General features: G+C 68.5%; 19 protein-coding genes. 12 read left to right on the top strand and 7 right to left on the bottom strand.

Features of this window, described 5'->3' with window-relative positions; translation table 11 throughout:
• Window positions 1-20: 20 nt before the first annotated feature.
• Both FJU31_RS10595 and FJU31_RS10590 read left to right on the top strand, forming a co-directional pair.
• Window positions 21-1997: a UvrD-helicase domain-containing protein gene (locus tag FJU31_RS10595; protein WP_150454713.1), complete on the top strand. Its 1977-nt coding sequence runs from the start codon at window positions 21-23 to the stop codon at window positions 1995-1997.
• A gap of 106 nt (window positions 1998-2103) precedes the next feature.
• Entirely contained in the window at window positions 2104-2628 is a 525-nt protein-coding gene (locus tag FJU31_RS10590) for a GNAT family N-acetyltransferase (protein WP_150454712.1), read from the top strand.
• A gap of 140 nt (window positions 2629-2768) precedes the next feature.
• Here the strand turns inward: FJU31_RS10590 and FJU31_RS10585 are convergent, their stop codons facing one another.
• Window positions 2769-3422, bottom strand: a complete 654-nt coding sequence (locus FJU31_RS10585) for a YceH family protein (RefSeq protein WP_150454711.1) — start codon at window positions 3420-3422, stop codon at window positions 2769-2771.
• A gap of 102 nt (window positions 3423-3524) precedes the next feature.
• On the opposite strand from FJU31_RS10585, the gene FJU31_RS10580 reads away from it, so the two are divergent.
• The 6 genes from FJU31_RS10580 (at window position 3525) to FJU31_RS10555 (ending at window position 10420) form a co-directional block, all read left to right on the top strand.
• Complete coding sequence (locus FJU31_RS10580; RefSeq protein ID WP_150454710.1) at window positions 3525-4448, top strand: 5'-nucleotidase, lipoprotein e(P4) family; 924 nt, start codon at window positions 3525-3527, stop codon at window positions 4446-4448.
• On the top strand, window positions 4445-5170 hold the full coding sequence (gene pyrF / locus FJU31_RS10575; protein WP_071228639.1) for an orotidine-5'-phosphate decarboxylase: 726 nt from the start codon (window positions 4445-4447) through the stop codon (window positions 5168-5170). The genes FJU31_RS10580 and pyrF overlap by 4 nt, the downstream gene beginning before the upstream one ends.
• Window positions 5171-5389: 219 nt before the next feature.
• Complete coding sequence (locus tag FJU31_RS10570) at window positions 5390-6208, top strand: serine protease (protein WP_150454709.1); 819 nt, start codon at window positions 5390-5392, stop codon at window positions 6206-6208.
• Between the two features lie 260 nt (window positions 6209-6468).
• Window positions 6469-7422, top strand: a complete 954-nt coding sequence (locus tag FJU31_RS10565; RefSeq protein WP_150454708.1) for a hypothetical protein — start codon at window positions 6469-6471, stop codon at window positions 7420-7422.
• Window positions 7422-10058 (top strand): glycerol-3-phosphate 1-O-acyltransferase PlsB, encoded by a 2637-nt coding sequence (gene plsB / locus FJU31_RS10560; protein ID WP_150454707.1) that lies wholly within the window; start codon window positions 7422-7424, stop codon window positions 10056-10058. Before FJU31_RS10565 ends, plsB begins: the two co-directional genes overlap by 1 nt.
• The gene (locus tag FJU31_RS10555) at window positions 10055-10420 is read left to right on the top strand and encodes a hypothetical protein (protein ID WP_150454706.1); all 366 of its coding nucleotides are present in this window, start codon (window positions 10055-10057) and stop codon (window positions 10418-10420) included. The genes plsB and FJU31_RS10555 overlap by 4 nt, the downstream gene beginning before the upstream one ends.
• Before the next feature lie 113 nt (window positions 10421-10533).
• Here the strand turns inward: FJU31_RS10555 and FJU31_RS10550 are convergent, their stop codons facing one another.
• Window positions 10534-10737: a YdcH family protein gene (locus FJU31_RS10550; RefSeq protein ID WP_079224582.1), complete on the bottom strand. Its 204-nt coding sequence runs from the start codon at window positions 10735-10737 to the stop codon at window positions 10534-10536.
• Window positions 10738-10820: 83 nt separating this feature from the next.
• Between FJU31_RS10550 and ttcA the strand changes: the two genes are divergently transcribed.
• Genes ttcA through FJU31_RS10535 form a run of 3 tightly spaced genes read left to right on the top strand, consistent with a single transcriptional unit; the run spans window position 10821 to window position 13546 of the window.
• Complete coding sequence (gene ttcA, locus FJU31_RS10545; RefSeq protein WP_150454705.1) at window positions 10821-11765, top strand: tRNA 2-thiocytidine(32) synthetase TtcA; 945 nt, start codon at window positions 10821-10823, stop codon at window positions 11763-11765.
• 36 nt (window positions 11766-11801) lie between these two features.
• Window positions 11802-12707, top strand: a complete 906-nt coding sequence (locus FJU31_RS10540) for a recombination-associated protein RdgC (protein WP_005411825.1) — start codon at window positions 11802-11804, stop codon at window positions 12705-12707.
• Window positions 12708-12766: 59 nt separating this feature from the next.
• Window positions 12767-13546 (top strand): M48 family metallopeptidase, encoded by a 780-nt coding sequence (locus FJU31_RS10535; RefSeq protein WP_150454704.1) that lies wholly within the window; start codon window positions 12767-12769, stop codon window positions 13544-13546.
• A gap of 485 nt (window positions 13547-14031) precedes the next feature.
• On the opposite strand, the gene FJU31_RS10530 is transcribed toward FJU31_RS10535, so the two are convergent.
• Together FJU31_RS10530 and FJU31_RS10525 are read right to left on the bottom strand one after the other, a co-directional pair.
• Window positions 14032-14433 carry a hypothetical protein gene (locus tag FJU31_RS10530; RefSeq protein ID WP_150454703.1) on the bottom strand — a complete coding sequence of 134 codons (402 nt, stop codon included), beginning with the start codon at window positions 14431-14433 and terminating at the stop codon, window positions 14032-14034.
• 538 nt (window positions 14434-14971) lie between these two features.
• Window positions 14972-15841 (bottom strand): methylglyoxal synthase, encoded by an 870-nt coding sequence (locus tag FJU31_RS10525; protein WP_150454702.1) that lies wholly within the window; start codon window positions 15839-15841, stop codon window positions 14972-14974.
• 161 nt (window positions 15842-16002) lie between these two features.
• Here FJU31_RS10525 and FJU31_RS10520 point away from each other — a divergent pair, with 161 nt between their 5' ends.
• A complete protein-coding gene (locus tag FJU31_RS10520; RefSeq protein ID WP_246161288.1) occupies window positions 16003-18087 on the top strand; it encodes an ATP-binding protein in 2085 nt (694 codons plus the stop codon).
• Here the strand turns inward: FJU31_RS10520 and FJU31_RS10515 are convergent.
• The 3 genes from FJU31_RS10515 to FJU31_RS10505 form a co-directional block, all read right to left on the bottom strand.
• A complete protein-coding gene (locus tag FJU31_RS10515) occupies window positions 18073-19518 on the bottom strand; it encodes an FAD-dependent oxidoreductase (RefSeq protein ID WP_150454701.1) in 1446 nt (481 codons plus the stop codon). The two genes, FJU31_RS10520 and FJU31_RS10515, sit on opposite strands and share 15 nt — an antisense overlap.
• Window positions 19519-19568: 50 nt before the next feature.
• Window positions 19569-24023 (bottom strand): glutamate synthase large subunit, encoded by a 4455-nt coding sequence (gene gltB / locus FJU31_RS10510; RefSeq protein ID WP_150454700.1) that lies wholly within the window; start codon window positions 24021-24023, stop codon window positions 19569-19571.
• A 173-nt stretch (window positions 24024-24196) separates the two neighbouring features.
• The gene (locus tag FJU31_RS10505; protein ID WP_150454699.1) at window positions 24197-24586 is read right to left on the bottom strand and encodes an I78 family peptidase inhibitor; all 390 of its coding nucleotides are present in this window, start codon (window positions 24584-24586) and stop codon (window positions 24197-24199) included.
• Window positions 24587-24609 lie beyond the last annotated feature (23 nt).

The raw sequence follows: 24609 nt of genomic DNA, 5'->3' as shown, positions 1-24609 counted from the left end.
CCCGCTACAATCCCCCTCCAATGCACGGTCTCAATCCTCCCCAAGCCGCCGCCGTCCTGCACATCGAGGGCCCCCTGCTGGTGCTCGCCGGTGCGGGCAGTGGCAAGACGCGTGTGATCGTCGAAAAGATCGCCCACCTGATCGGCTGCGGGCGCTATCCCGCGCGCCGCATCGCGGCGATCACCTTCACCAACAAGTCGGCCAAGGAAATGCGCGAGCGCGTGGCCAAGCGCTTGCGCGAGCAGGATGCCGACGAGGTGACCATCTGCACCTTCCACGCCCTCGGCCTGAAGTTCCTGCAGATCGAACACGCCGCCGTTGGCCTGAAGCGCGGCTTCTCGATCTTCGATGCCGATGATGCCGCTGCGCAGATCAAGGACCTGATGTCCGGCGCCAAGCCCGATGACATCGAGGACATGAAGAACCTGGTGTCGCGCGCGAAGAACGCCGGCCTGTCGCCCGAGCAGGCGATGGCCGCCGCGCGCAGCAACCGCGAGAAGGAGGCGGCCAGCGTCTACGAGCGCTACCAGCTGCGCCTGACCGCGTTCAATGCAGTGGACTTCGACGACCTGATCCGCCTGCCGGTGCAGGTGCTGGAAGAGAACCCGGACATCGCCGTGGCCTGGCGCGAACGCATCGGCTACCTGCTGGTGGACGAATGCCAGGACACCAACGACGCGCAGTACCGGCTGCTCAAGCAACTGGCCGGCGACAAGGGCAACTTTACCTGCGTGGGCGACGATGACCAGTCGATCTACGCCTGGCGTGGCGCCAACCCGGAAAACCTGCAGCAGATGGGGCGCGATTATCCCGCGCTGGAAATCATCAAGCTGGAGCAGAACTACCGCTGCTCCAACCGCGTGCTGCGCGCGGCCAATGCGCTCATCGCCAACAACCCGCACGAACACCTGAAGAAGCTGTGGAGCGACCAGGCCGACGGCGAGCGCATCCGCGTGTGGGAATGCCGCAACAGCGAGCACGAAGCAGAGAAGGTCGCCGCCGAGATCGCCTTCGTGGCGCAGTCGCGCAACGTGCCGTGGAGCGATTTCTGCATCCTGTTCCGCGGCAACTTCCAGTCGCGGCCGCTGGAAAAGGCGATGCAGCTGCTGCGCATTCCCTACCACCTGACCGGCGGCACCATGTTCCTGGAACGCCAGGAAGTGAAGGACACGCTGGCCTGGCTGCGGCTGCTGGTGAACCCGGACGATGACACCGCGTTCATGCGCGCGGTGCAGTCGCCCAAGCGCGATGTGGGCGCCGGCACGCTGGCCAAGCTGGCCGAGCTGGCGCAGGAAAAGGACATCCCGATGGCGCATGCCGCCGAGTCGATCGGCGCGCTGCAGCAGCTGCCGCCGCGGGCGGCCAACAGCCTGGCGCGCTTCACCGACATCCTGCGTGACCTGCGCGCGCAGACCCGGCAGATCAGCTCCGGCGACATGATCCGCAAGGTCGCCAAGGAGTCGGGCCTGCTCAGCGAGCTGCGCCAGCAGGCCAAGGAAGAGGCCAGCTACCAGCGCCGGGCGAACAACATCGAGGAACTGGCGCAGTGGTTCGAGGGCGGCCCGCGCGGTGCCACCGCGGCCGACCTGGCCGGCCAGCTGGCGCTGCTCTCGCGCAGCGACAAGGACGAGGGCGGCAACCAGGTACGCATGATGACCATGCACGCGTCCAAGGGCCTGGAATTCCCCTATGTGTTCATCGTCGGCTGCGAGGACGGCGTGCTGCCGCACCAGGTCAGCCTGGACGAAGGCAACCTGCAGGAAGAGCGGCGCCTGCTGTACGTGGGCATCACCCGCGCGAAGATCCAGCTGTGGATGAGCTACAGCAAGCTGACCCGCAAGTTCGGCGAGCATGTGCGGTTGAAGCCGAGCCGGTTCTTCGAGGAGATTCCGGCCGAGGAGATCCAGCGCGATGGTGCGGACCCGGTGGCGGATGCGGCGCGGAAGAAGGAGCGCGCTAGCGCGGGCTTGGCCGCCATTGAAGCGCTGTTTGATTGAGCGGAGCGCAGCTGTAGAGCCGAGCCCATGCTCGGCTTGCGCATCGACGGATCAGCCGAGCATGGTCTCGGCTCTACAATCGGCCTATCCCAGCGGAGATCCGCGCATGCAACCCATCGAAAGCGAACGCCTGCGGCTGCGCCGCCTAGAACCCGACCGGGATGCTGCGCCGATGCTGGCACTGCTCAACGATCCGGGCTTCATGCGTTTCATCGGTGACCGCAACGTGCGCAGCGAGGAACAGGCGCGCGAGTACATCGCGCTGCGGGTGCTGCACAGTTATGCGTTGAACGGCTTCGGCATGTACGCGATCGAGCGGCTGGCCGATGGCGCGTGGCTGGGCAACGCCGGCCTGGTGCGGCGTGATGGCCTGCCGGGGCCGGACATCGGCTATGCGGTGCTGTCGGAATTCGCGGGGCAGGGCTACGCCAGCGAGGCGGCACGGGCGGTGTTCGCGCATGCACGTGCGGAGCTGGGCATCGAGGATCTGTACGGCATCACCGATCTGGACAACGTGGCCTCCGGGCGCATCCTGCTGGGGCTGGGCATGCACGAACGCGGCGTGATCCAGTTGCCGAACGTGGACAGCGCGAGCCGGTTGTACGCTACGCCGGGGGCGACCGCGGTCTGACGTGCTGGGCGGCGTCGGATCCCGCAAGGCGGGCTCCGACCCCATGGTACGGTTCAACGCCGCTGCGCTCGCCGGGCATGGCCCGGCGCTACCCTGCGCACGGTATCCGGTAGCGCCGGGCCATGCCCGGCGGATGCCCGTCAGCCGCGCAGTTCGGCCAGCTGGGCCTGCAGTTCGGCCACCGCCGCTTCCAGCTGGGCCACGCGCTCGGCCAGGCCGGGGTCGGCCGCCTCGCTGCTGCCACCGCCGCTGCTGGCGTACTTCGCGGCCAGCGCCGCACCGTCCACTTCACCGCACAGCAGGTGCATGTAGCGGTCCTCGCGCTGGCCGCTGGCGCGCGGCAGCACCACCAGCAGGGCGCGCTGCTGCAGGCGATCTATGGCGTGGCGGGCTTCGTCCATATCGGTGAAGCGGTACAGGCGCTCGCTGCGGGTGACCAGCTCGCCCAGGGTCTGCGGGCCGCGCAGCAGCAGCATCGCCAGCAGCACGGTCTGCTGCCGGGTCAGGTCCAGCGCGCCCTGCAGGCGGTGCTCATAGCGGTCGGCGCGCGAGGAGAAGTGCTGGCGGGCCAGGCCCAGCGTCTCCAGCTGGCGCAGGGCGTGCTGCACGCTGCCGGCATCGACGTTCATCACCGGCTCGCGGGCGGTCTTCTGGTTGGCCGCCGACTGCGCGGCATTGACCGTCAGCGGGTAGGTGTCCGGGGTGGTCGCCTCCTTCTCCACCAGGCAGCCCAGCAGGCGGGCCTGGACGGCATCGAGCAGGGGGACGTCGGGGGTCTGGACGGGATCGGTCATGGCGGCCTCCGCAAGGCAACGGGTCAACCCCGAAGCATAGCCGTGCCACGGTCATCTTTGCCGGTAAAATGGCCGGGTATATCTGATTGCCGGTGAATCCTGATGCGTCGTCCCGTTTCCCTGTCCCTGACCCTGCTCGCCACTGCGGCGATCGGCCTGTCCGCCTGCAAGCGCGTCGATGCGCCTGCCGCCGAGACTTCCGCCCCCGAGGCCCCGGTCGCTACCGCCAAGGCCGGCGATGCGCTCGATACCACGGCCAACGACAACCTCAATGCCGTGCTGTGGATGCAGCGCGCGCAGGAGTACAGGGCAATCACCGAACAGACCTACCGCGCCGCCGCCGACCACTTGGACGCCGCGCTGAAGGAAGCCCACTGGGACGCGCTGGTGCCCGAAGAACGTGGCAATGCGGCCAAGGGCCTGAAGCCGGCCGTGGTGCTGGACGTGGATGAGACCGTGCTGGACAACTCGCCCTACCAGGCGCGCCTGGTGCGCGACGGCAAGGAATACGACGAGCTGAGCTGGGACCAGTGGGTGGCCGAAAAGAAGGCCAAGGCCATCCCCGGCGTGGTTGATTTCGCCAAGGCCGCCAACGCCAAGGGCGTGACCCTGCTGTACATCTCCAACCGCGCCGTGCATTTGAAGGACGCGACCCTCGCCAACCTGCGCGAACAGGGCCTGCCGGTGGCTGATGACAGCGTGTTCCTCGGCTTGGGTACCGTGGTGGAAGGCTGCGAGCAGGCCGGCAGCGAGAAGAACTGCCGCCGCCGCCTGGCCGGGCAGAAGTACCGCGTGCTGATGCAGTTCGGTGACCAGATGGGTGACTTCGTGGAAGTGACCGCCAACACCAACGAAGGCCGCGATGCGCTGCTGCAGCAGTACCACGACTGGTTCGGCGAGCGCTGGTGGATGCTGCCGAACCCGACCTACGGCGGTTTCGAGCCGGCCCAGTTCAACAACGACTACACCCAGTCGCGCCAGGCCCGCCACGACGCCAAGCGCGCTGCGCTGGATTATGCACCGTGAGCCGCGCACCGCTGCCGCTGCGCGATGACGAACGGCTGATCTTCGCCCTGGACGTGCCTGACCGCGTGCAGGCGCTGGAGTGGGTCGATCGCCTGGGCGACAGCGTGGCGTTCTACAAGATCGGCATGGAACTGCTCGCCTCCGGCGAGTATTTCCAGGTGCTGGACGAGCTGGCCCGCCGCGACAAGCGCGTGTTCGTCGACCTGAAGTTCTTCGACATCCCGGCCACCGCCGCGGCGGTGATCAAGCGCCTGTCGCAGTGGCCGGTGAGCTACGCCACCATCCATGGCTGGCACCCGGCGATGATGGAGGCCTGTGCGGCCGCCAACAGCAGCGACATGCGCCTGCTGGCGGTGACCGTGCTGACCTCGATGGGGCGCCCGGATTTGGCGCAGATGGGCATCGACCGTGAGCCGGTGGACGTGGTGGTCGAGCGCGCACTGGCCGCCCAGGCGGCTGGCATTGATGGCGTGATCGCCTCCGGGCAGGAAGCCGGCCCGATCCGTGCCGCCACCGGCGCCGGGTTCTCCATCGTTTGCCCGGGCATCCGTCCGGGCGGCCCGGTCGGCGATGACCAGAAGCGTACCGTCGGCGTGGCCCAGGCCTTCGCCGATGGCGCCGATGCCATCGTGGTCGGCCGTCCGATCCGCCTGGCTGCCGATCCGCAGGCGGCCGCGCGGGCGATCCAGCAGGAAATCGCGTCGGCTCTGGCTGCACGCTGAGCCTGCCGGCGCTGCCGGTCACACCGCAATACCGAACGCCATCCCGCCCCATGCGGGATGGCGTTCGCATTTGTGGCTCCAGCGCTGTCGCAGTCGACCCCGCAGCGAAGAACCGTGCGCGCGGTCGCACTGGATCCGGATGTCCCTGCCTCCCAATCGATGCACCGGCGCCGCTCACGGCTGCGCCGGTTCCAATCATCTAAGAGGGAGTACACGGATATGTATCGCAGCACCTCTGCAGTTCTTGCCGGCCTGTTGCTGGCGTTCGCAGCACCCGCCTTCGCCGCACCGCAACCGCGCGAAACGCCGCGCATCATCGGCGGCGAGGACGCCCAGCCGGGGCAGTACCCGTTCATGGTCAGCCTGCAGGGGCTGTCGACGGGCGACTCCGATCACGACCGCCACTTCTGCGGTGGCACCCTCATCTCGCCGTCGTGGGTGCTGACCGCCGCGCACTGCGTGCAGGGCGATTCGCCCGCCGGCCTGGCCATCGTCGGCAACCTCACCGCGCTGTCCACCGATGCCTCGCCACGCGCCTCCAACGTCAAGGCCATCCACGCGCATCCGGCCTTCAACAGCGGCAATTCGCTGGAACACGATCTGGCGCTGATCCAGCTGGACGCCCCGCTGGCCGACGCGCAGCCGGTGACCTTGCGCCTGCGCCCGGACGCCAGCTACCTCAAGCCGGGCCGCGACCTCACCGTGATCGGCTGGGGCACCACCGAGGAGGGCGCCAGCGAGCTGCCGACCCAGTTGCAGACGGTGCAGGTGCCGTTCGTGCCGTTTGCCGAGTGCCAGCAGGCCTACGCCGGTGAACTCGCGCGCGGCAAGGTCATCTGCGCCGGGCGTGAGGGCGTCGACAGCTGCCAGGGCGATTCCGGCGGCCCGCTGATGCTCAAGCTGCGCGACGGCTGGACCCAGTTCGGCATCGTCAGCTGGGGTGAGGGCTGCGCACGGGCCGGCTACCCCGGCGTTTATGCCCGAATCGCCGAAAAACATGCCGTAGATTTCATTGAAGCGGTCTGGCAGAAGGATTGATTCAATAAAATCAAATAGTTAAATCATGTTACATGACGTATTGCCTTAACTTCAGAGGCGGCGTAGCATCGCCGCCATCCGGTCCCTGGGCCGGAGATGTGCCACAACTGTCCACCGGCCTCGCGCCGGTTTGAAGAGCCTGCGATCCGTGTGATCCGGGCTCTTTTTTTATCGCCGCAGAACGCAAACCGTGACCGCACGGCTTGCCGCTGTCACCTTGCAGGCCGCAAGATGCGGGCCGGTACGGGGAGTCCGATTGCATGAGCGTGGCAGTGCGACGAAGGTCTGCGCGTGGATGGGGGCTGGCAGCCATGGTGCTTCTGGCGATGGCCGCGTGCCGTCAATCCGGCAGCGACCCGGCCAAGCCGGCGGCTGAGCCGGTGGCGGCGGTGCAGGCCATGGCCCAGCGCCTGGTCGAGGATGACCTGGTCGGCTACGCGCGCCTGTCGGTGCCGCCGGGCCAGTACCAGCGGCTGCAGCAGGCCTGGACCGACGGCCGCAGCCAGTGGCCGCTGGGCGAACTGCCGCTGGGTGACCAGATGCTGCCGATGCTGGCTGCCCTGCGCGAGCCGCAGGCCGCCGCCCAGCTGCAGCGCAGCTTCGACCGCCAGCTGGCCGGCCAGGCCAGCGCGGTGCGCCAGGCGGCGCAGTCGATGGGCAACTTCGGCGTGCAGTACCTGCGCCACCAGAAGGGCTACACCCCCAGCCAGCAGACGCATTACATCGCCCTGGTGCAAACCCTTGCCGGCTGGGCGCAGGGCGCGCCGATCAGCGACCGGGCGCGCGCCCGCAGCAGCATCGCCGCGCTGGTCGAGGCCGCCGCCAAGGTCGGCTTCGACAACGAGGACGGCCTGCGTGCAGCCGGCATGGAAGGCAGCCTGCAGCAGCTGGCGCCGTTCCTGCACACCGTCAAGGCCGTCCTGGCCAGCTACGGGCTGGGCGTGGACGACGCCCTGCGCAGCCTGCGCGGGGAGCTGCTTTCGGTGGAAGGCGACAATGCCCTGGTCCGCATGGAATACGAACTGGCCGGGCGCACCCTGCAGCTGCAGTTGCCGCTGAGCCGGCGCGAAGGGCATTGGTACCTGACCCGCACCCTGGCCGATACCGATGTCCTGCTGCGCAAGGCCGATGCGGCCCGCGCGGCCGCCGCGCCGGAGCCCGCAGAGGCCCCCGCCACCGGCGGGGAAGCGGCAACCACGCCGCCTAAGCCATAATGGCGCCGATGTCGAAACAGAACCCGCTGCCGTTCCCCGGCGAAGAACCCCAGCAGACGCCCGCCGATCCGGCCGCGGCGTCTCCCTCGACCGGCACCGGCCCCAATCCGGTGCCGCCGCCCGCGCACGCCCGTCCCGCTGGTCGCCGCCCCTTCTGGGCGCGCCTGCTGGGCCGTCTGGTCGAGCCGTGGCTGGCGCTGAAGATCGAGCCGGAGGACCCGGGCCAGTACAACGACGGCCGCCCGGTCGTGTATGTGCTGGAAGACTACGGCCTGTCCAACGCGCTGATCCTGGACAAGGCCTGCCGCCAGGCCGGCCTGCCGTCGCCGCTGGTACCGCTGGCCGGTGACCCGACGGGCCGCAAGCGCGCCTACCTGGCCCTGTCGCGGCGCAGCTCCAGCAATTCGCTCATTCCCGAGCAGCGCGGCGCCAAGACCCATTCCGATTCGCTGGCCAAGGTCCTGCAGGCGCACCGCGTGCGCGACGATCTGGACGTGCACCTGGTGCCGGTGTCGATCTTCGTCGGCCGCGCGCCGGACAAGCAGAGCGGCTGGTTCGCCGTGCTGTTCTCGGAAAACTGGGCGCTGGTCGGCCGCTTCCGCCGCCTGCTGGGCCTGCTGCTGAACGGCCGCAGCACCATCGTGCGCTTCGCCCCGCCGATCTCGCTGCGCAGCACCGTGGACGAGGGCCTGGAGCCCGAGCGCACCGTGCGCAAGCTGCAGCGCGTGCTGCGTACCCATTTCCGCCGCATCCGTGAATCGGTCATCGGCCCCGACCTGTCCACCCGCCGCCTGCTGGTGGACCAGGTGCTGGCCGCCGAGCCGGTGCGCGAAGCGATCGCCGCCCAGGCCAAGCGCGACAACTCCAAGCCGGCCGATGCCTGGAAGAAGGCGCACGCCTACGCCTGGGAAATCGCCGCGGACTATTCCAGCCCGGTGGTGCGTTCGGCCAGCTTCATGCTCAGCCATGTGTGGAACCGCATCTACGCCGGCGTGCTGGTGCACCACCTGGACAAGTTCAAGGCTGCCGCGCCGGGCCACGAAGTGGTCTACGTGCCCAGCCACCGCAGCCACATGGATTACCTGCTGCTGTCCTACCTGCTGTACGACCGTGGCATCGTGCCGCCGCACATCGTGGCCGGCATCAACCTGAACCTGCCGGTGGTCGGTACCCTGCTGCGCAAGGGCGGTGCGTTCTTCATCCGCCGCTCGATCCGTGGCAACGCGCTGTATTCGGCCGTGCTCAGCGAATACGTCGCGCAGCTGGTCGCCGGTGGCTATTCCATCGAGTACTTCGTCGAGGGTGGCCGTTCGCGCACCGGGCGCCTGCTGCAGCCCAAGGGCGGCATGATCTCGATGACCCTGCGCGCGTTCCTGCGCCAGCCGCGCAAGCCGGTGCTGTTCCAGCCCATCTACATCGGCTATGAGAAGCTGATGGAAGGCGGCAGCTACCTGGACGAACTGTCCGGGCGGCCGAAGGAGAAGGAATCGATCTGGTCGCTGTTGTGGGGCATCCCCAAGGTGCTCAAGCAGAACTACGGCCAGGTGGTGGTGAACTTCGGTGAACCGATCGCCCTGAACGACGTGCTGGCCGAGAAGGCGCCGGAGTGGAAGGGCGAGGCGGTGCCGGAGGACGAGAAGCCGTCGTGGCTGTCGACCACCGTCGATACCTTGGCCGACCGCATCCAGGTGCGCATCAACGGTGCCGCCGACGTCAACCCGATCAACCTGCTGGCGCTGGCGCTGCTGTCCACGCCCAAGCACGCGATGGGCGAGGCCGACCTGATCGCGCAGATCGAGCTGTGCAAGACCCTGCTGGAAGAGATGCCGTACTCGGGCCGGGTGACGGTGACCCCGCACTCGCCGGAGCGGATCATCGCCCACGCCGAGGAAATCAACGTCCTCACCCGCATCAAGCATCCGCTGGGCGATGTGCTCAGCGTCAGTGGCGATACCGCGGTGCTGCTCAGCTACTTCCGCAACAACGTGGTGCACCTGTTCACCGCCTCGTCGTGGGTGGCCTGCTGCTTCCAGAACAACCGCCGCATGAGCCGCACCGGCCTGGTCCGCCTGGGCCGCACCGTGTACCCGTTCCTGCAGGCCGAGCTGTTCCTGCCGTGGAGCGAGGACGAGTTCGCCCATCGCATCGAGCAGACCATCGACGTGTTCATCCGCGAAGGCCTGCTGCAGCAGGTCGCCGACGATGACGGCGGCATGCTGACCCGCAACACCGGGCAGACCGACGAGGTGTTCCGCCTGCGTGCCATCGGTCATTCGCTGCAGCAGGCGTTCGAGCGTTACTACATCGCCATTTCGGTGCTGGTGAAGAACGGCCCAGGCACGCTCGGTACCGCCGAGCTGGAAAGCCTGTGCCAGCAGGCCGCGCAGCGCCTCAGCCTGCTGTACGCGCCGGCCGCGCCGGAATTCTTCGACAAGTCGCTGTTCCGTGGCTTCATCCAGAAGCTGCGCGAGCTGCGCCTGGTGTGGCCGGACGAGAACAGCAAGCTGCTGTTCGACGACCGCCTGGACAGCTGGGCCAAGGACGCCAAGTTCATCCTCGGCCGCGAACTGCGCCACACCATCGAGCGCGTCAGCCCCGAAGCGGCGCGCCCGGAAGAACCGACGCCGCAGGCATGAGCCGCCCTGGCCGGAGGATCAGCCCCGCGTGGCTGCTGCCGGCCATGCTGCTCGCTGCGGGGACGGCGCAGGCCGCGCCGGCCTGCGTGGAAGACACCCTGCCGGGCCGGCTGGCCGACGCACCGGTGCGCCTGTGCGTGGCCACCGGCGAAGGCGAAGCGCCGCGCTACACCCTGTGGCTGGCCGATGCCGAGCGCATCGTCGGCGAGGAAGAGGCAGTGGTCGGCGCAGGCCTGCAGGGGGACTGGTACGGCCATCCGCTGCGCCTGCACTGCCGCGCGGACGGCGCCGTGCGCCATTGCGACCTGAGTGTCGACGGCGAACCGGCGTGGAACGCCGACGTGGTCATCCCGAACGGGTAACACCCATGCCAGGCGAAATGGATGGCCGACCACGGTAGCGCCGGGCCATGCCCGGCGATGGATCCACGCCATGCCCGGCAGTAGATCCACGCCATGCGTGGATGGGCCCCCGCTTACGCCGGCTCGTCCGGAATCTGCAGGCTCTCCAGCTTCGCGATGCAGTCCTTCAACTGCAGCTTGCGCCGCTTCAGCCGTTTCGACTCCAGCTCGTCCTCGCCATTGGCGGCCATCCGGGTGATCTGTTCATCCAGCACGCGGTGTTCGGCGCGCAGGGCGACGAGGCGTTCGACGATCTCGGCGGGGCTGTAGGTATCCACAGCCTCCGAGCATACACAGCGCCGATGACCATCGGGAGAGGGCAACCCCGCGCCGCGGCCGGCGCCGGCCCCAAGCCGGTAGAATGGCAGCCATGAGCGCCGTGATTTCCCTGCCCGATCCCTTGCCGCGTGCGCCTGCCGCACAGCGCGTGGGCCCGCGCGCGGAACACCTGCATGGGGAGCAGCCGCTGGCCAGGCGCCTGCGCCGCCAGGTAGGCCAGGCCATTGCCGACTACGGCATGATCGAGGCCGGCGACAAGGTGATGGTCTGCCTGTCCGGCGGCAAGGACAGCTACACCCTGCTGGACATCCTGCTGCAGCTGCAGAAGAAGGCCCCGGTGCCGTTCGAGCTGGTCGCGGTGAACCTGGACCAGAAGCAGCCCGGCTTCCCCGAACACGTGCTGCCGGAATACCTGGCCAGCCTGGGCGTGGCGTACCAGATCATCGAGCAGGACACCTATTCGGTGGTCAGCCGGGTCATCCCGGAAGGCCGCACGATGTGTTCGCTGTGCTCGCGCCTGCGCCGCGGCGCGCTGTACAACCACGCCGAGAAGCACGGCTTCACCCGAATCGCGCTGGGCCACCACCGCGACGACATGGTGGCCACCTTCTTCATGAACCTGTTCCACCACGCCAAGCTGTCGGGCATGCCGCCGAAACTGCGCAGCGACGACGGCCGCCACGTGGTCATCCGTCCACTGGCCTACGTACGCGAACGCGACATCATCGAGTACGCCCAGGCACGTGATTTCCCGATCATCCCGTGCAACCTGTGTGGCAGCCAGGAAAACCTGCAACGCCGCCAGGTCGGGCTGATGCTCCAGCAGTGGGAAAAGGACCATCCCGGCCGCATCGACCAGATCGCCCGGGCCATGGGCCAGATCCACCCCTCGCAGCTGGCCGATGCCAGTCTGTTCGATTTCATGGCGCTGGGCCGTCGCGACGAGGCACCCTTGTCCGATGCCCATGCCTGGCTGGCCGGTTCGCCGGCCGATGCCGACGCAGCACCCGAGATGCCCGCCCTTTAAGGTGGGACGCCCTTCCTCTTCGCCATCCGGAATTCCATGTTCTTTCGCAACCTGACGTTCTTCCGTTTCCCGACCACCACCGATTTCTCCGAAGTGGACACCCTGCTGCCGCACGCCCTGCTCAAGCCGGTCGGTGCGCTGGAAATGAATTCGCGTGGCTTCATCTCGCCTTTCGGCCGCGAGGAGAAGGAACTGCTGTCGCACCGCATCGCCGAACACCTGTGGCTGACCGTGGGCGGCGAGGACAAGATCCTGCCGGCGGCGGTGGTCAACGACCTGCTCGAGCGCAAGCTGGAGGAGATCGAGGAGAAGGAAGGCCGCCGCCCCGGTGGCCGCGAGCGCAAGCGCATGAAGGACGACCTGCTGCATGAACTGCTGCCGCGCGCCTTCGTGAAGTCCTCGCGCAACGATGCCTTCATCGATCTGCAGCACGGCTATGTCGCGGTGGACACCTCCAGCCGCAAGACCGGCGAGTACTTCATGTCCGACATCCGCGGCCTGCTCGGCAGCTTTCCGGCGATGCCGCTGAATGCAGAAGTCGCGCCGCGCTCGATCCTGACCGGCTGGATCGCCGGCGAGCCGCTGCCGACCGGCCTGAGCCTGGGCGAAGAGTGCGAGATGAAGGACCCGGTGGAGGGTGGCGCGGTGGTCAAGTGCCAGCACCAGGAACTGCGCTGCGACGAGATCGACAAGCACCTGGACGCCGGCAAGCAGGTGACCAAGCTGGCGCTGATCTTCGAGGACAACCTGTCCTTCGTCATCGGCGACGACCTGATCGTGCGCAAGCTGAAGTTCCTCGACGGCGCCCTGGACCAGCTGGAGCATGCCGACGAAGACGGCCGCCGCGCCGAGTTCGACGCCCGCTTCGCCCTGCAGAGCGCCGAGATCCGTCGGCTGTTCCTGCTGCTGGAAGAAGCCTTCAAGCTCAGCAAGGCTGACTGAACAGGCACTGCGCGGGCCGCCGGTCATCCAGTGGCCCCGCGCAGCGCTATGCTGGTCACATGAGCCGTCTGCTGCGTCGCCTGATCAGTCCGACCCCGCCCGCCACCGTGCAGCGCGACACCGTCCGCCTGCGCCTGGACGATGCCGAGATCGAGGTGCTGCGCGTGCGCGATCCGCGCGCGCGGCGCATCAAGCTGAGCGTGGACGAACGCGGTGCGCGCCTGACGTTGCCGCCGCGGGCGAGCCTGGTGATGGGCGAGCGTTTCCTTGAACAGCACCGCGACTGGCTGGCGCTGCAGCTGCGCGTCTACCAGGACAATGGCCTGCCGGCACCGCTGCAGCCGGGCGAGGCGGGCATGCTGCCGCTGCGTGGCGAGCTGCTGCCGGTGCGCTGGCAGGAAGGCCGCTTCGCGCGCCTGGAGATCGACGAGCACGGCGCCTGCGTGCAGTGGCCGACCCGTGCCGGCGACGCCACCCTGCGCCGCCTGCTGCGTGAGTTCTACGAAGCACAGACCCGCGCCGACGTCGGCCGCTGGTTGCCGAAGTACCTGCCCGGCTTGCCGCGCGCACCCAGCCGCGTGCGGTTGAAGGTGATGTCCTCGCAATGGGGCTCGCTCGCCCCGGACGGCAGCATGGCGCTGGACCTGGCCCTGGTGCTGGGTCGCCCCGCCGCCTTCGAATACGTGCTGGTGCACGAGCTCTGCCACCTGATCCAGGCCAACCACTCGCCCGCGTTCTGGCACGAAGTGGAGCAGCGCTTCCCGGCGTGGCGCGAACAGCGCGATTACTTCCAGCTGGAAGGTCGCAGACTGAAGGCCATGCTCCGCCAGCTTTTGTAGAGTCGAGCTTGCTCGACTGAGGCGCTCAACCCGACGAGAAGCAGCCGAGCACGGGCTCGGCTCTACAAAAAGCGGGCGCCTCGGATCCTGTAGAGCCGAGCCCACGCTCGGTTGACGCGCGCAGCGCGGGGTTTTCATTCCGCCCGACGAGAGGCAGCCGAGCACGGGCTCGGCTCTACAAAAAGCGGGCGCCTCGGATCCTGTAGAGCCGAGCCCACGCTCGGCTGACGCGCGCAGCGCGGGGTTTTCATTCCGCCCGACGAGAGGCAGCCGAGCACGGGCTCGGCTCTACAAAGAGCGCGCGCCTCGGATCCTGTAGAGCCGAGCCCACGCTCGGCTTACGCGCGCAGCGCGGGGTTTTCATTCCGCCCGACGAGAGGCAGCCGAGCACGGGCTCGGCTCTACAAAAAGCGGGCGCCTCGGATCCTGTAGAGCCGAGCCCACGCTCGGTTGACGCGCGCAGCGCGGCCAATAACGGTTCACCGTCAGGCGGCCTCCACCTGAAGATCCACGTATTCCGACAATCCCCGGCAGGCCAGCAGCAGCCTGTCCCTCGCGTCGTCACCCAGGTGCTGGCTGATATCGCCGTCCACACGGACACGCTCGATGGCATGTAGCAGCTCCAGCAGGAAGGTCAGCCCTGCATTGGCACGCTGGATGCGGGACAACGCCACGCATTGCCCCGGTGTCCGCCCTGTGCGCTGCAATGGCTGGCCGTCCATGCCTTCGCTGTGGCCGATGCGCTGCAGGCTGTCCAGCAGCGTGATGCCGTCGGTGGCCGTACTGGCCGAAAGGGTGGTTTCCAGCGGCTGGGCGATTTCATCGGGCAGCTGATTGGCAGCGTCGCCCAATGTGGCGAACAAGCAGGGATAGCGATGCGCGCTCATGGCGGTCTCCTGTGCATGTTACAGAGAGAGCCACCCCGCAGATGCGGAGGTGGCGGACGATACGTGGTTGCAATACCGGTGGTAGATGCATGAACGCCGGCGGGCACAGGGCCCCCACGCACCGTCCGCCATAGAGGCACAGACGGATTGCCAGTCGACGCCGCTCAACAAGGAAAGAGCGGCGCCGACTGACAAGCGTAAACAACGCATCTACACAACGGGATTGCAAGCCCGTGCCATCCGTTGTCGGTGGCTCGACATGATTTGCACGCAGCGCCCGTGCAGCCAATGAGAATTGTTGGAAAGTTCGAAAAGTTTGCAGATCATCGCGGGCTCCCGCCCATGAATGATCCCGCCCGTGAACGTGCAAATCGCGACATTGTGTAGAGCCGAGCCCACGCTCGGCTTACGCGCGAAGCGCGGGGTTCTCGGTCAGCCCGACGAGAAGCAGCCGAGCATGGGCTCGGCTCTACAGGAGCGCGCGCAGCGCGGGGTTTCCAGTCCCCCCGACGAGAAGCAGCCGAGCATGGGCTCGGCTCTACCGGGCCCCGCGCAGCGCCGCCCCCGCCGCCCAGCGTGCCGCCACCCGCGGTGCGGTAATGCACACCGCCTGGTCGGTCACCGTCGTCACCGCCCGCTCCAGCAGCTGGATATCGGCCTCATGCTGGCGCGCCACGTGCGGATCCTCGAAGAAGATCGCGCGCTGGCAGCGACCCTCCAGCACGCGGTCAGCAATCTGCGCATCGCCGCCCATCGGGCCGCTCTGGTAGCGCGTCACCCACGGCGCATCGGTGGGCCAGCCGCGGCTCCACGCCAATTCGTTGAGGCGCTGGCCGGTGGTGCCGGTGGCCACGCGCTCGCCGAAGCGGGCCAGCACGTCGAAATGCTCGTCGGCGAAGGCCAGCATCGCCGGCTTCATCGCATCGTGGGCGATCAGCGCCAGGGTCTGTCCTTCGAACGCATGCAGGTCATCAGCACCGGCATCGGCGGCCAATCCGGCGTGGACGCGTTCGATCTCGATCCAGTCGCGCGCGGTGGCCACGGTCGAAATGAACGGCTTGCCGTGGATCACGCACTGCCGCTTGAGCGCGGTCGCCTCGGGAAACACCGACGACGGGTCGACCGGATCGATCAGGTAGATCGCACCATCGAGGCTGCGCTCCGGTCCCATGCCGACCACTTCGGCCACCAGCTTCATCAGGCCGCCCTGGCGGCCGTAGGGATAGCGATGCAGGCCCGCATAGCCGGACAGGAAGCCATTGCGCTCGATCGCGTCGTGGGTACGCCCGACCGCATGCAGGGATACGCCCAGCTCGCGCAGGCCCGGCTCGCTGGCACGCAGCCAGCGGAACAGCGCGGCACGCGCGTCATGGTGGTGCAGGCGGTTGGCGGCCAGGCCGATGCGCATCGCGGGCTCCTCAGTGGTGGAAGCGGCAGTGTATGTCGCTATCAGTATCACTTGAGCGATTTGCAATTTTCCTCATTGTCGCTGCGGGGCGCGTCGCTAGCGTGACAGGTGGCCGCTGCTTCGTGCAGCCGCGTGTCCGGCCTGCGGCCTGAGGAGTAATCGTGAGTGTCGCTGGTTGTCCTGATGTCGCCGCTGCGCGCCGCCGCTGGCGATGTGGCGGCGTGCTGCTGTCCCTGCTGGCGGCGCTGCCGGTGCGCGCCGACGACTGCAGGGGGCCGCTGCGGCTGGTGCATGCCTCGGCGCCGTCGTCTGTACCTGCCGGCCAAGCCGGGCCGATGCACGGGGGCATCGCCGCGATGCTGGCCGCACTGCGCACCGCCGAGCCGACCCTGCAAGTGAAGCCGGTGGCCGCCGACCTGCTGGGCGAAGGCCAGCTGCCGGCCGGCACGCAGGCGGTGCTGGGCTGGTCGCGTGGACAGCTGCCTCCTGCGTGGCCGGCCAGCGCCACCTACCTCGAGATACCGCAGGTAATCGTACGCCGCCGCGATGCCCCGCCCATCCTCGACCTGGGCGGGCTGCGCGGGCAGACCGTGGCCACGCCTGATCCGGCATCGCTGTCGCCCCTGCTGCAGCGGCAGGCGCCCGGCGCGCTGCTGCTGCCACCGATGGCGGTGGACACCGCCCTGCGCCTGCTGGCGGCCTCGCAGGTGGATGCGGTGGTAGCCAACCTGGTCGATGTCGAGCGCCTGCTGCGGGAGGGCAACGACAACGCGCTGCAGGTCGCTGCGCCAGCCGGCTTCGACGATGCCCTGGTGCTGGCCACGACGCCGGCCTGCCGGCACTGGCTGGCGGTGTTCAACCCTCAGCGGGCACCGCTGTCCAGCGTGCGCGGCATCGCCTTGGCCACACCGGGCAATCCGGCATCGAAGCAGGCGGACGGACCGATGCCGCCGTGGCTGCGCGGCCTCGCCGCCGCCTTGCTGGCCCTGCTCGGGCTGGGCCTGGTGCATGCCTTCGGCTACTGGCGGCTGCATCGCGAAGCGCAGCGCCGCCGTGCCCTGCAGCAGCGCCTGCAGGAGGTCAGCGCGGGTCTGCCGGCGGTGGTCTATCGGACCCGGCGCAGCGCCACGGGCGAATACAGCGTGCTCTACCTGACCGGCGACGTGCAGGCGCTGTTCGGCATGAGCGTGGACACCGCGCGGGTCGAGCACTGGCGGCTGCTGGCGGCCGTGCACCCGGAGGATCGCGGACCGGTGATGGCCCATGTCGATGCGGCGGCGCTGGTGCGCGGGCCGATCGACGTCACCTTCCGCGCCCGTGGGCGGATGGGCTGGCGCTGGGTGCGTTCCCACGGGCGCCCGGTGGCCTGCAGCGACGGCGATGGCAGCAGCGTCGAATGGACAGGCTACTGGATGGACGTGACCGAGGCGCAGATGCGTGCGGCCACCTTGAACGACGCACGGCGCGAAGCCGAGCAGGCGGTGGTGGCCAAGGCCCACTTCCTGGCCAGCATGAGCCAGGAGATCGGTGCGCCGATGAACACGCTGATGAGCATGCTCGACGACCTTGCAGAGACGTCGCTGGACCCGCGCCAGCGGCAGCTGCTGGCCACCCTCGACGAGGCGGCCGCGATGCTGCGGCAGATCCTCGCCGAGGTGCTGGACAGCGAGCGGCAGCGCGAGGGAGGCCGCCCCTCCCAAGCGGTGCCGACCGATCTGGCCGCACTGCTGCGGAGCGTGCAGCGGCTGCTGGCGCCGCTGGCCGCGAGCAAGGGCCTGCATCTGTACTGCGTGCTGGACCCGGCACTGCAGGCCAGTACGCTGGTCGATGGCCTGCGCCTGCGGCAGATCCTGTTCAACCTGGCGGGCAACGCGCTCAAGTTCACCGCGCACGGCGGGGTCGAGCTGCGCCTGCAGGTGCTGCGCCAGACGCCTGCAGGCCAGCATCTGCGGCTGCAGGTGGCCGACACCGGCGTGGGCATCAGCCCGGCGCGGCAGCGGGCGGTGTTCGCGCCTTACACCCAGGCCGAGGCCTCGACCACCCGCCGCTTCGGTGGCAGTGGCCTGGGTCTGGCCATCTGCCGCGAGCTGGCCGCTGCGCTGGGCGGCGAACTGCAGCTGCACAGCGTCCCCGATGAGGGCACCACGGTCAGACTGGACCTGTACCTGCCTGCGTGCGAGGCCCCACCAGCGTCGGCACCACAGGCCGTACAGGCGCTGGCGGCGGCCGGCTCAGTGCGCCAGTAGGCGCACGATGCTGGCGGCGGCGTCGCGGCCTTCGGCCACGGCCGTCACCACCAGGTCGGCACCGCGCACCGCATCACCACCGGCGAACAGGCGCGGGTGCGAGGTCTGGTACGGCAGCCGGTCCTTGCCACCGGCGACGATGCGGCCATTGGACTGGCCTTCCACGCCGTGCTCGGACAGCCACGTCGGCAGCGTCGGCGAGAAACCGAACGCGATGATCACCACGTCCGCTTCCAGCAGCGATTCGCTGCCCTCGATCGGCACCGCGTTCTGGCGACCATTGGCATCGGGTTCGCCGAGGCGGGTCTCGACCACGGTCACGCCGATCACTTCGTCATCGGCACCGGCTTCGATCGACAGCGGCTGGCGGTTGAACAGGAAACGCACGCCCTCCTCGCGCGCATTGGCCACTTCACGCGCGCTGCCGGGCATGTTGGCCTCGTCGCGGCGGTAGGCGCAGGTCACCTTGGCCGCGCCCAGGCGCACCGCGCTGCGCACGCAGTCCATGCCGGTGTCGCCGCCGCCGAGCACGACCACGCGCTTGCCGTTGAGGTCGGGCAGGGCGATGGTGTCTTCCCAGCCGGCAATCGGACGGCCCTTTGGATCATCGCCGCTGACGATGCGGCTGTTCTGCACCAGGAACGGCAGCGCCGGCAGCACACCCTTCAGGTCCTGCCCGTCCAGCCCGCCATCGGTGTAGCGGTAGGCGCCGGTGCCGACGAACACCGCATCGTGGCTGTCCAGCAGCTGCTGCACGCTGACATCGCGGCCGATCTCCACGCCCAGGCGGAACTGCACGCCCATGCCCTCCAGCACCTCGCGGCGGCGGTGGATCACGTCCTTGTCCAGCTTGAAGCTGGGGATGCCGAACTGCAGCAGGCCACCGATCTGTTCGTAGCGGTCGTAGACCACGGCGGAGATGCCGGCGCGCGCCAGGCGGTCGGCGCAGGCCAGGCCGGCCGGACCGGCACCGATCACCGCCACGCTCTGGCCGGTGGGCTGCACCGCGGCCAGGTCGGGGCGCCAGCCGCTGGCCAGCGCGGTATCGACGATGTACTTCTCCACCGCGCCGATGGTCACCGCGCCGAATTCCTCCAGCGTGCAGCTGCCTTCGCACAGACGGTCCTGCGGGCAGACGCGGCCGCACACTTCCGGCAGCGGGTTGGTGCTGTGGCACAGGGTGGCCGCTTCGTGAATGCGGTTTTCCTGCACCAGCTGCAGCCACTGCGGAATGGCGTTGTGCACCGGGCACTTCCAGCTGCAGTACGGGTTGCCGCAGTCCAGGCAGCGGCCGGCCTGGTACTGCGCGTCTTCCTTGCCGAACTTGCCGTACAGCTCACCCCAGTCGCCGGAGGTGCGCAGTTCGACCGGGATGCGCTGCGGCATGGTCCGGGGCAGATCGAGGAACTGGAATGCTTGCTTGCGGCTCATGGCTGGCTCTGTGGTTTTTTGCGGTAGCCGGCCAGCGGCCGGCACGACAGTTACGCGGCGCGTCGCAGGGTTTCAGTCAGCGACTCGATGCTGGCGGCCTTGGGTTTGACCAGCCAGAACTTGCCGATGTAATCGCGGAACTCGTCCATGATCTGCTGCGCCCAGATGCTGCCGGTCAGCTCGCGGTGGCGGCCGATCAGGCGGTGCAGGTGCTGGCGGTAGTTCTCGAAGCCCTCGGCCGATACGCGGTGGATGTCGATCAGTTCGTGGTTGTAGCGGTCGACGAAATCGCGGTCGACGTCCAGCACGTAGGCCAGGCCGCCGGTGAAGCCGGCGCCGAAGTTCAGGCCGACCTTGCCCAGCACCAACACCACGCCGTCGGTCATGTACTCGCAGCAGTGGTCACCGGCACCTTCCACCACCGCCAGCGCGCCGGAATTGCGCACCGCGAAGCGCTCGCCCGCGCGGCCGGCGGCAAACAGCTCGCCCCCGGTGGCGCCGTATAGGCAGGTGTTGCCGATGATGGCGGTGCTGCGGGCCTCGAAGCGCGCGCCACGCGGCGGACGCACTACCAGGCGGCCGCCGGCCATGCCCTTGCCGACGTAGTCGTTGGCTTCGCCTTCCACTTCCAGGTGCAGGCCGCCTACGTTGAAGGCACCGAAGCTCTGCCCGGCACTGCCTCGGAAGCGCAGTTCCAGCGGTGCCTCGGCCATGCCCTGGTTGCCATGCGCGCGGGCCACGGCACCGGCAAGGCGGGTGCCGATGCTGCGGTCGGTGTTGTGGATCAGGAAGCGGTGTTCGCCGCCCTGCTTGTGTTCGATGGCCGCGGCCAGCAGGCCATCCATCTGCGTGGCCAGGCTGTCCGGCGATTCGTACAGGCGCTGCGCGGCGCAGTGGCTGCCTTCGTAACGCGCGTCGGCCAGCAGGCGCGACAGGTCCACGCGCACGCCATCGCGCGGCGCCGCCTCGATCTGCCGCAGCAGGTCGGTACGGCCGACGATCTCTTCCAGCGAACGCGCGCCGAGGTGGGACAGCCAGCCACGCACTTCCTCGGCCAGCAGGCGGAAGAAGTTCTCCACGCGCTCGGGCTGGCCGGTGAAGTGGTTCTCGCGCAGGCGCTCGTCCTGGGTGGCCACGCCGGTGGCGCAGTTGTTGAGGTGGCAGATGCGCAGGTACTTGCAGCCCAGCACGATCATCGGCGCGGTGCCGAAGCCGAAGCTGTCGGCACCCAGCAACGCGGCCTTGACCACGTCCAGGCCGGTCTTCAGGCCGCCGTCGGTCTGCAGCAGGGTACGCCCGCGCAGGTCGTTGGCCAGCAGCGCCTGGTGCGCTTCGGCCACGCCCAGTTCCCACGGCACGCCGGCATAGCGGATCGAGCTGACTGGCGAGGCACCAGTGCCGCCGTCATGGCCGGAGATGGTGATCAGGTCCGCACCGGCCTTGACCACGCCGGCGGCAATCGTGCCAACGCCGGCATGGCTGACCAGCTTCACCGACACCAGTGCGGTCGGGTTGACCTGCTTGAGGTCGTATATCAGCTGGGCCAGGTCTTCGATGGAATAGATGTCGTGGTGCGGCGGCGGCGAGATCAGGCCGATGCCCGGCTTGGCATAGCGCAGGCGGGCGATCAGTTCGTTGACCTTGTGGCCGGGCAGCTGGCCGCCTTCGCCGGGCTTGGCGCCCTGCGCGACCTTGATCTGCAGCACCTCGGCATTGACCAGGTACTCGGCGGTGACACCGAAGCGGCCCGAGGCCACCTGCTTGATCTTGCTGCGGCGCTGCGTGCCGTAGCGCGCCGGGTCTTCGCCACCTTCGCCGGAGTTGCTGCGGCCGCCGAGGCGGTTCATGGCGATGGCCAGTGCTTCATGCGCTTCCGGCGACAGCGCGCCGAGGCTGATGGCCGCGGTGTCGAAGCGCGGGAACAGTTCGCTGGCCGGGGCGACCTCGTCCAGCGGCGTCGGCGCGGCGGCCGGCACCAGTTCCAGCAGGTCGCGCAGTGCCGACGGCGGCCGTGCATGCACGGCATCGCAGTACTGCTGCCACGCACGCGGGTCACCGCTGCGCGCCGCGCGCTGCAGGGTGGTCACCACGTCCGGGTTGTACATGTGGTATTCGCCGCCGTGTACGTACTTCAGCAGGCCGCCGACATCCACGCCCTGCTGCGCGTCCCAGGCCTGCGCACAGAGTTCGCGTGCATCGGCATCCAGACGGGCGAAGCCGGCACCACCGATGCGCGAGGCGGTATCGGGGAAGCACAGATCGACCACTTCCGGTTCCAGGCCGATGATCTCGAACAGCTGCGCACCGCGGTAGCTGGCCACGGTACAGATGCCCATCTTCGAGATGATCTTCGACAGGCCCTTGTAGACGCCCTTGCGGTAGCGGCGGCCGATCTGCGACTGCTCGCCACCCTTGCTGAGCTTGAGGATGCCGCGGCGGCCGAGGTCGAACAGGGTCTGGTAGGCCAGGTACGGGTACACCGCGGTGGCGCCGAAGCCGAGCAGGCAGGCCATGTGGTGCGGGTCGCGCGCGGTGCCGGTCTCGACGATCAGGTTGACGTCGCAGCGCAGGCCCAGGCGCGAGAGGTGGTGGTGGATGGCACTGGTGGCCAGCAGGGCGTGCACCATCGGCCGCCCGGCCACCGGGTAGCGGTCGGACAGCAGCAGCATCACCATGCCCTCGCGGGCGGCTTGTTCGGCCTCGGCACAGATGCGCTCGATGCCGGCGCGCAGGCCTTCGTCCTCGCTGTAGGACAGGTCGAGCAGGCGGTTGGCCTGCGTGTACTGGTCCATCTTCAGCAACTGGCGCAGCTTGCGCTGGCTCAGCACCGGCGAGTTGAGGATGACGTGGTTCACCGTCTCCGGGCCGGCATGGAAGATGTTGGTCTCCTTGCCAAGCTGGGTGGACAGGGACATCGCGCAGTCTTCGCGCAGCGGATCGATCGGCGGGTTGGTGACCTGCGCGAACGCCTGGCGGAAATAGTCGTACAGCGGGCGGCTGCGCTGGCTGAGCACGGCCATCGGCGTGTCATCACCCATCGAGCCGGTGGCCTCCTGCTCGGTCTCGGCCAGTGGCCGCAGCACCTGTTCCACTTCCTCGCTGCTGAGCTGGTACAGCTTGTGGTAGCTGCGCAGGGTGCCTTCGTCAAAGGGCTCTTCCACCAGCGACGGATCGATCAGCTCGGTCTGCAGGTAGGTGACGCCCTGCTGCAGCCACTGCTTGTACGGCGCGCGGCCGCGGTTGATGCGGTCGATGGCGTCCGAATCGAGCAGGTCGCCGCGCTTGAGGTCGATGGCGATCATCTCGCCCGGGCCGAGCTTGCCCTTGCGCACCACGCGCTCGGTCGGCACTTCCCACACGCCCGCTTCGGAGGCGACCAGGAAGTGGCGGTCTGCGGTCAGCATCCAGCGCGCCGGGCGCAGGCCGTTGCGGTCCAGCGTACACACCGCATAGCGGCTGTCGCAGGCGACGATGCCGGCCGGCCCGTCCCACGGCTCGCTGTTCAGGCCATGGAACTCGTAGAACGCGGCCAGGTCGGGATCCTTGAACTCCAGCGACTGGGTCGCCGGCGGCACCAGGATGCGCAGCGCCTGGATCAGTTCCATGCCACCGGACACCATCAGCTCCAACATGTTGTCCAGGCTCTGCGAATCGGAGCCGTGCATGGAGATGACCGGATCGAACTCGGCGATGTCGAAGCGCGGGGTCTTCCACACCTTGCTGCGCGCCTGCGCCCAGCGGCGGTTGCCCTCGATGGTGTTGATCTCGCCGTTGTGGGCGAGCATGCGGAACGGGTGCGCCAGCGGCCAGCGCGGCAGCGTGTTGGTGGAGAAGCGCTGGTGGAACACGATGGCACTGGAGGCCAGTTCGCGCCGCTGCAGGTCCGGGAAGAAGCGGCTCAGCTTGTCCGGCAGCACCATGCCCTTGTAGCTGATCGCGTTGGGGCTGAGGGTGGTGACGTAGTAATCGGCATGCCCGCGCAGCTGCTGTTCGCTGCGGCGGCGGGCCAGGAACAGGGCGAGCGCGAAGCCACCGTCGTCCTGGCCGACACCGGCGTCGACGAACACCTGTTCGATGCGCGGCAGCGTATCGCGGGCCAGCTGGCCGCAGACGCTGTCATCGGTGGGCACTTCGCGCCAGCCGGCAACCTTGCAGCCGACCGCTTCCACCTGCGCCTGCAGCTGCGTGCGGCAGGCCTGCGCGGCCTCGGCATCGTGCGGCAGGAACACCAGGCCGGCGGCGAAGCGCGCGCCCACGGTGATGCCCGCTTCGCTGGCCAGCAGTTTCAGGAAAGCATCGGGGCGGCGCAGCAGCAGGCCGCAGCCATCGCCGGTCAGCCCGTCGGCGGCGACGCCACCACGGTGGGTCATGCGCGAAAGCGCGGCAATGGCGGTGTCGACCAGCAGACGCGAAGGCTGGTCGTCGAGCTGCGCGACCATGCCGAATCCACAGGCATCGCGCTCGGAGCGCGGGTCGTAAAGCCCTTGGCGGTTGCGGGGGGCCATCTCTACCTCGATGCGAAATGAAATGAGCGGGGACACTCGTGCCCGCTCATTCCCTGGAGCGCATCGTGAGGCCACCGGATGCTTCGACTAGAGCATAGTTGCTGCAACGCCGCAATACACGGTTGCGCGTGCAACCAAAACGCCGGCAAACCCTTGCCGGCGTTGGCTTTCACTCAGCCGCAGCGGGCGCCGCTGACCAAGCCCTTTGCGTCCACTTCGATGTTCAGGCGATCGCCCAGGAACTCCATCGTGGCCACGTCGTTGGGCTTGAGCACGCGCACCTGGCTGGCGGCGGCGTCTTCCTGGGCCTGCTTGCCCAGCGCATCGGTGTAGGCCTGGCCGACCAGGCTCTGCACCTGGCTGGCATCACAGTTGCCGGCCGGCGGAGCTTCGGTGGCCTTGCCGGCTTCATCGGCCGGAGCCTTGGCGGCTTCGGCGGCCTGCTGGGCGTGGGCGGTGGCCGCATCCTGCTCATCCAGCGCTGGCGCCTGGCAGGCGGACAACGCCAGTACGGCCGGCAGCAGCAGGGCGGAGAGCGAACGGGCGCGGATCTGGAACGACATCATGACTCCGGAAGAGAAGGGAC

The sequence above is a fragment of the Stenotrophomonas cyclobalanopsidis genome, from assembly GCF_008710035.1.
Taxonomy (GTDB): Bacteria; Pseudomonadota; Gammaproteobacteria; order Xanthomonadales; family Xanthomonadaceae; genus Stenotrophomonas; species Stenotrophomonas cyclobalanopsidis.
The sequence above is the reverse complement of the archived record's forward strand: the minus strand, read 5'-3'. Positions and strand labels throughout refer to the sequence as shown.

Excerpts from the sequence above, each read along its gene's own strand:
- FJU31_RS10595 (WP_150454713.1), top strand. The coding sequence starts at position 21 with ATGCACGGTCTCAATCCTCCCCAAGCCGCCGCCGTCCTGCACATCGAG.
- FJU31_RS10590 (WP_150454712.1), top strand. The coding sequence starts at position 2,104 with ATGCAACCCATCGAAAGCGAACGCCTGCGGCTGCGCCGCCTAGAACCC.
- FJU31_RS10585 (WP_150454711.1), bottom strand. The coding sequence starts at position 3,422 with ATGACCGATCCCGTCCAGACCCCCGACGTCCCCCTGCTCGATGCCGTC.
- FJU31_RS10580 (WP_150454710.1), top strand. The coding sequence starts at position 3,525 with ATGCGTCGTCCCGTTTCCCTGTCCCTGACCCTGCTCGCCACTGCGGCG.
- FJU31_RS10570 (WP_150454709.1), top strand. The coding sequence starts at position 5,390 with ATGTATCGCAGCACCTCTGCAGTTCTTGCCGGCCTGTTGCTGGCGTTC.
- FJU31_RS10565 (WP_150454708.1), top strand. The coding sequence starts at position 6,469 with ATGAGCGTGGCAGTGCGACGAAGGTCTGCGCGTGGATGGGGGCTGGCA.
- plsB (WP_150454707.1), top strand. The coding sequence starts at position 7,422 with ATGGCGCCGATGTCGAAACAGAACCCGCTGCCGTTCCCCGGCGAAGAA.
- FJU31_RS10555 (WP_150454706.1), top strand. The coding sequence starts at position 10,055 with ATGAGCCGCCCTGGCCGGAGGATCAGCCCCGCGTGGCTGCTGCCGGCC.
- ttcA (WP_150454705.1), top strand. The coding sequence starts at position 10,821 with ATGGCAGCCATGAGCGCCGTGATTTCCCTGCCCGATCCCTTGCCGCGT.
- FJU31_RS10540 (WP_005411825.1), top strand. The coding sequence starts at position 11,802 with ATGTTCTTTCGCAACCTGACGTTCTTCCGTTTCCCGACCACCACCGAT.
- FJU31_RS10535 (WP_150454704.1), top strand. The coding sequence starts at position 12,767 with ATGAGCCGTCTGCTGCGTCGCCTGATCAGTCCGACCCCGCCCGCCACC.
- FJU31_RS10530 (WP_150454703.1), bottom strand. The coding sequence starts at position 14,433 with ATGAGCGCGCATCGCTATCCCTGCTTGTTCGCCACATTGGGCGACGCT.
- FJU31_RS10525 (WP_150454702.1), bottom strand. The coding sequence starts at position 15,841 with ATGCGCATCGGCCTGGCCGCCAACCGCCTGCACCACCATGACGCGCGT.
- FJU31_RS10515 (WP_150454701.1), bottom strand. The coding sequence starts at position 19,518 with ATGAGCCGCAAGCAAGCATTCCAGTTCCTCGATCTGCCCCGGACCATG.
- gltB (WP_150454700.1), bottom strand. The coding sequence starts at position 24,023 with ATGGCCCCCCGCAACCGCCAAGGGCTTTACGACCCGCGCTCCGAGCGC.
- FJU31_RS10505 (WP_150454699.1), bottom strand. The coding sequence starts at position 24,586 with ATGTCGTTCCAGATCCGCGCCCGTTCGCTCTCCGCCCTGCTGCTGCCG.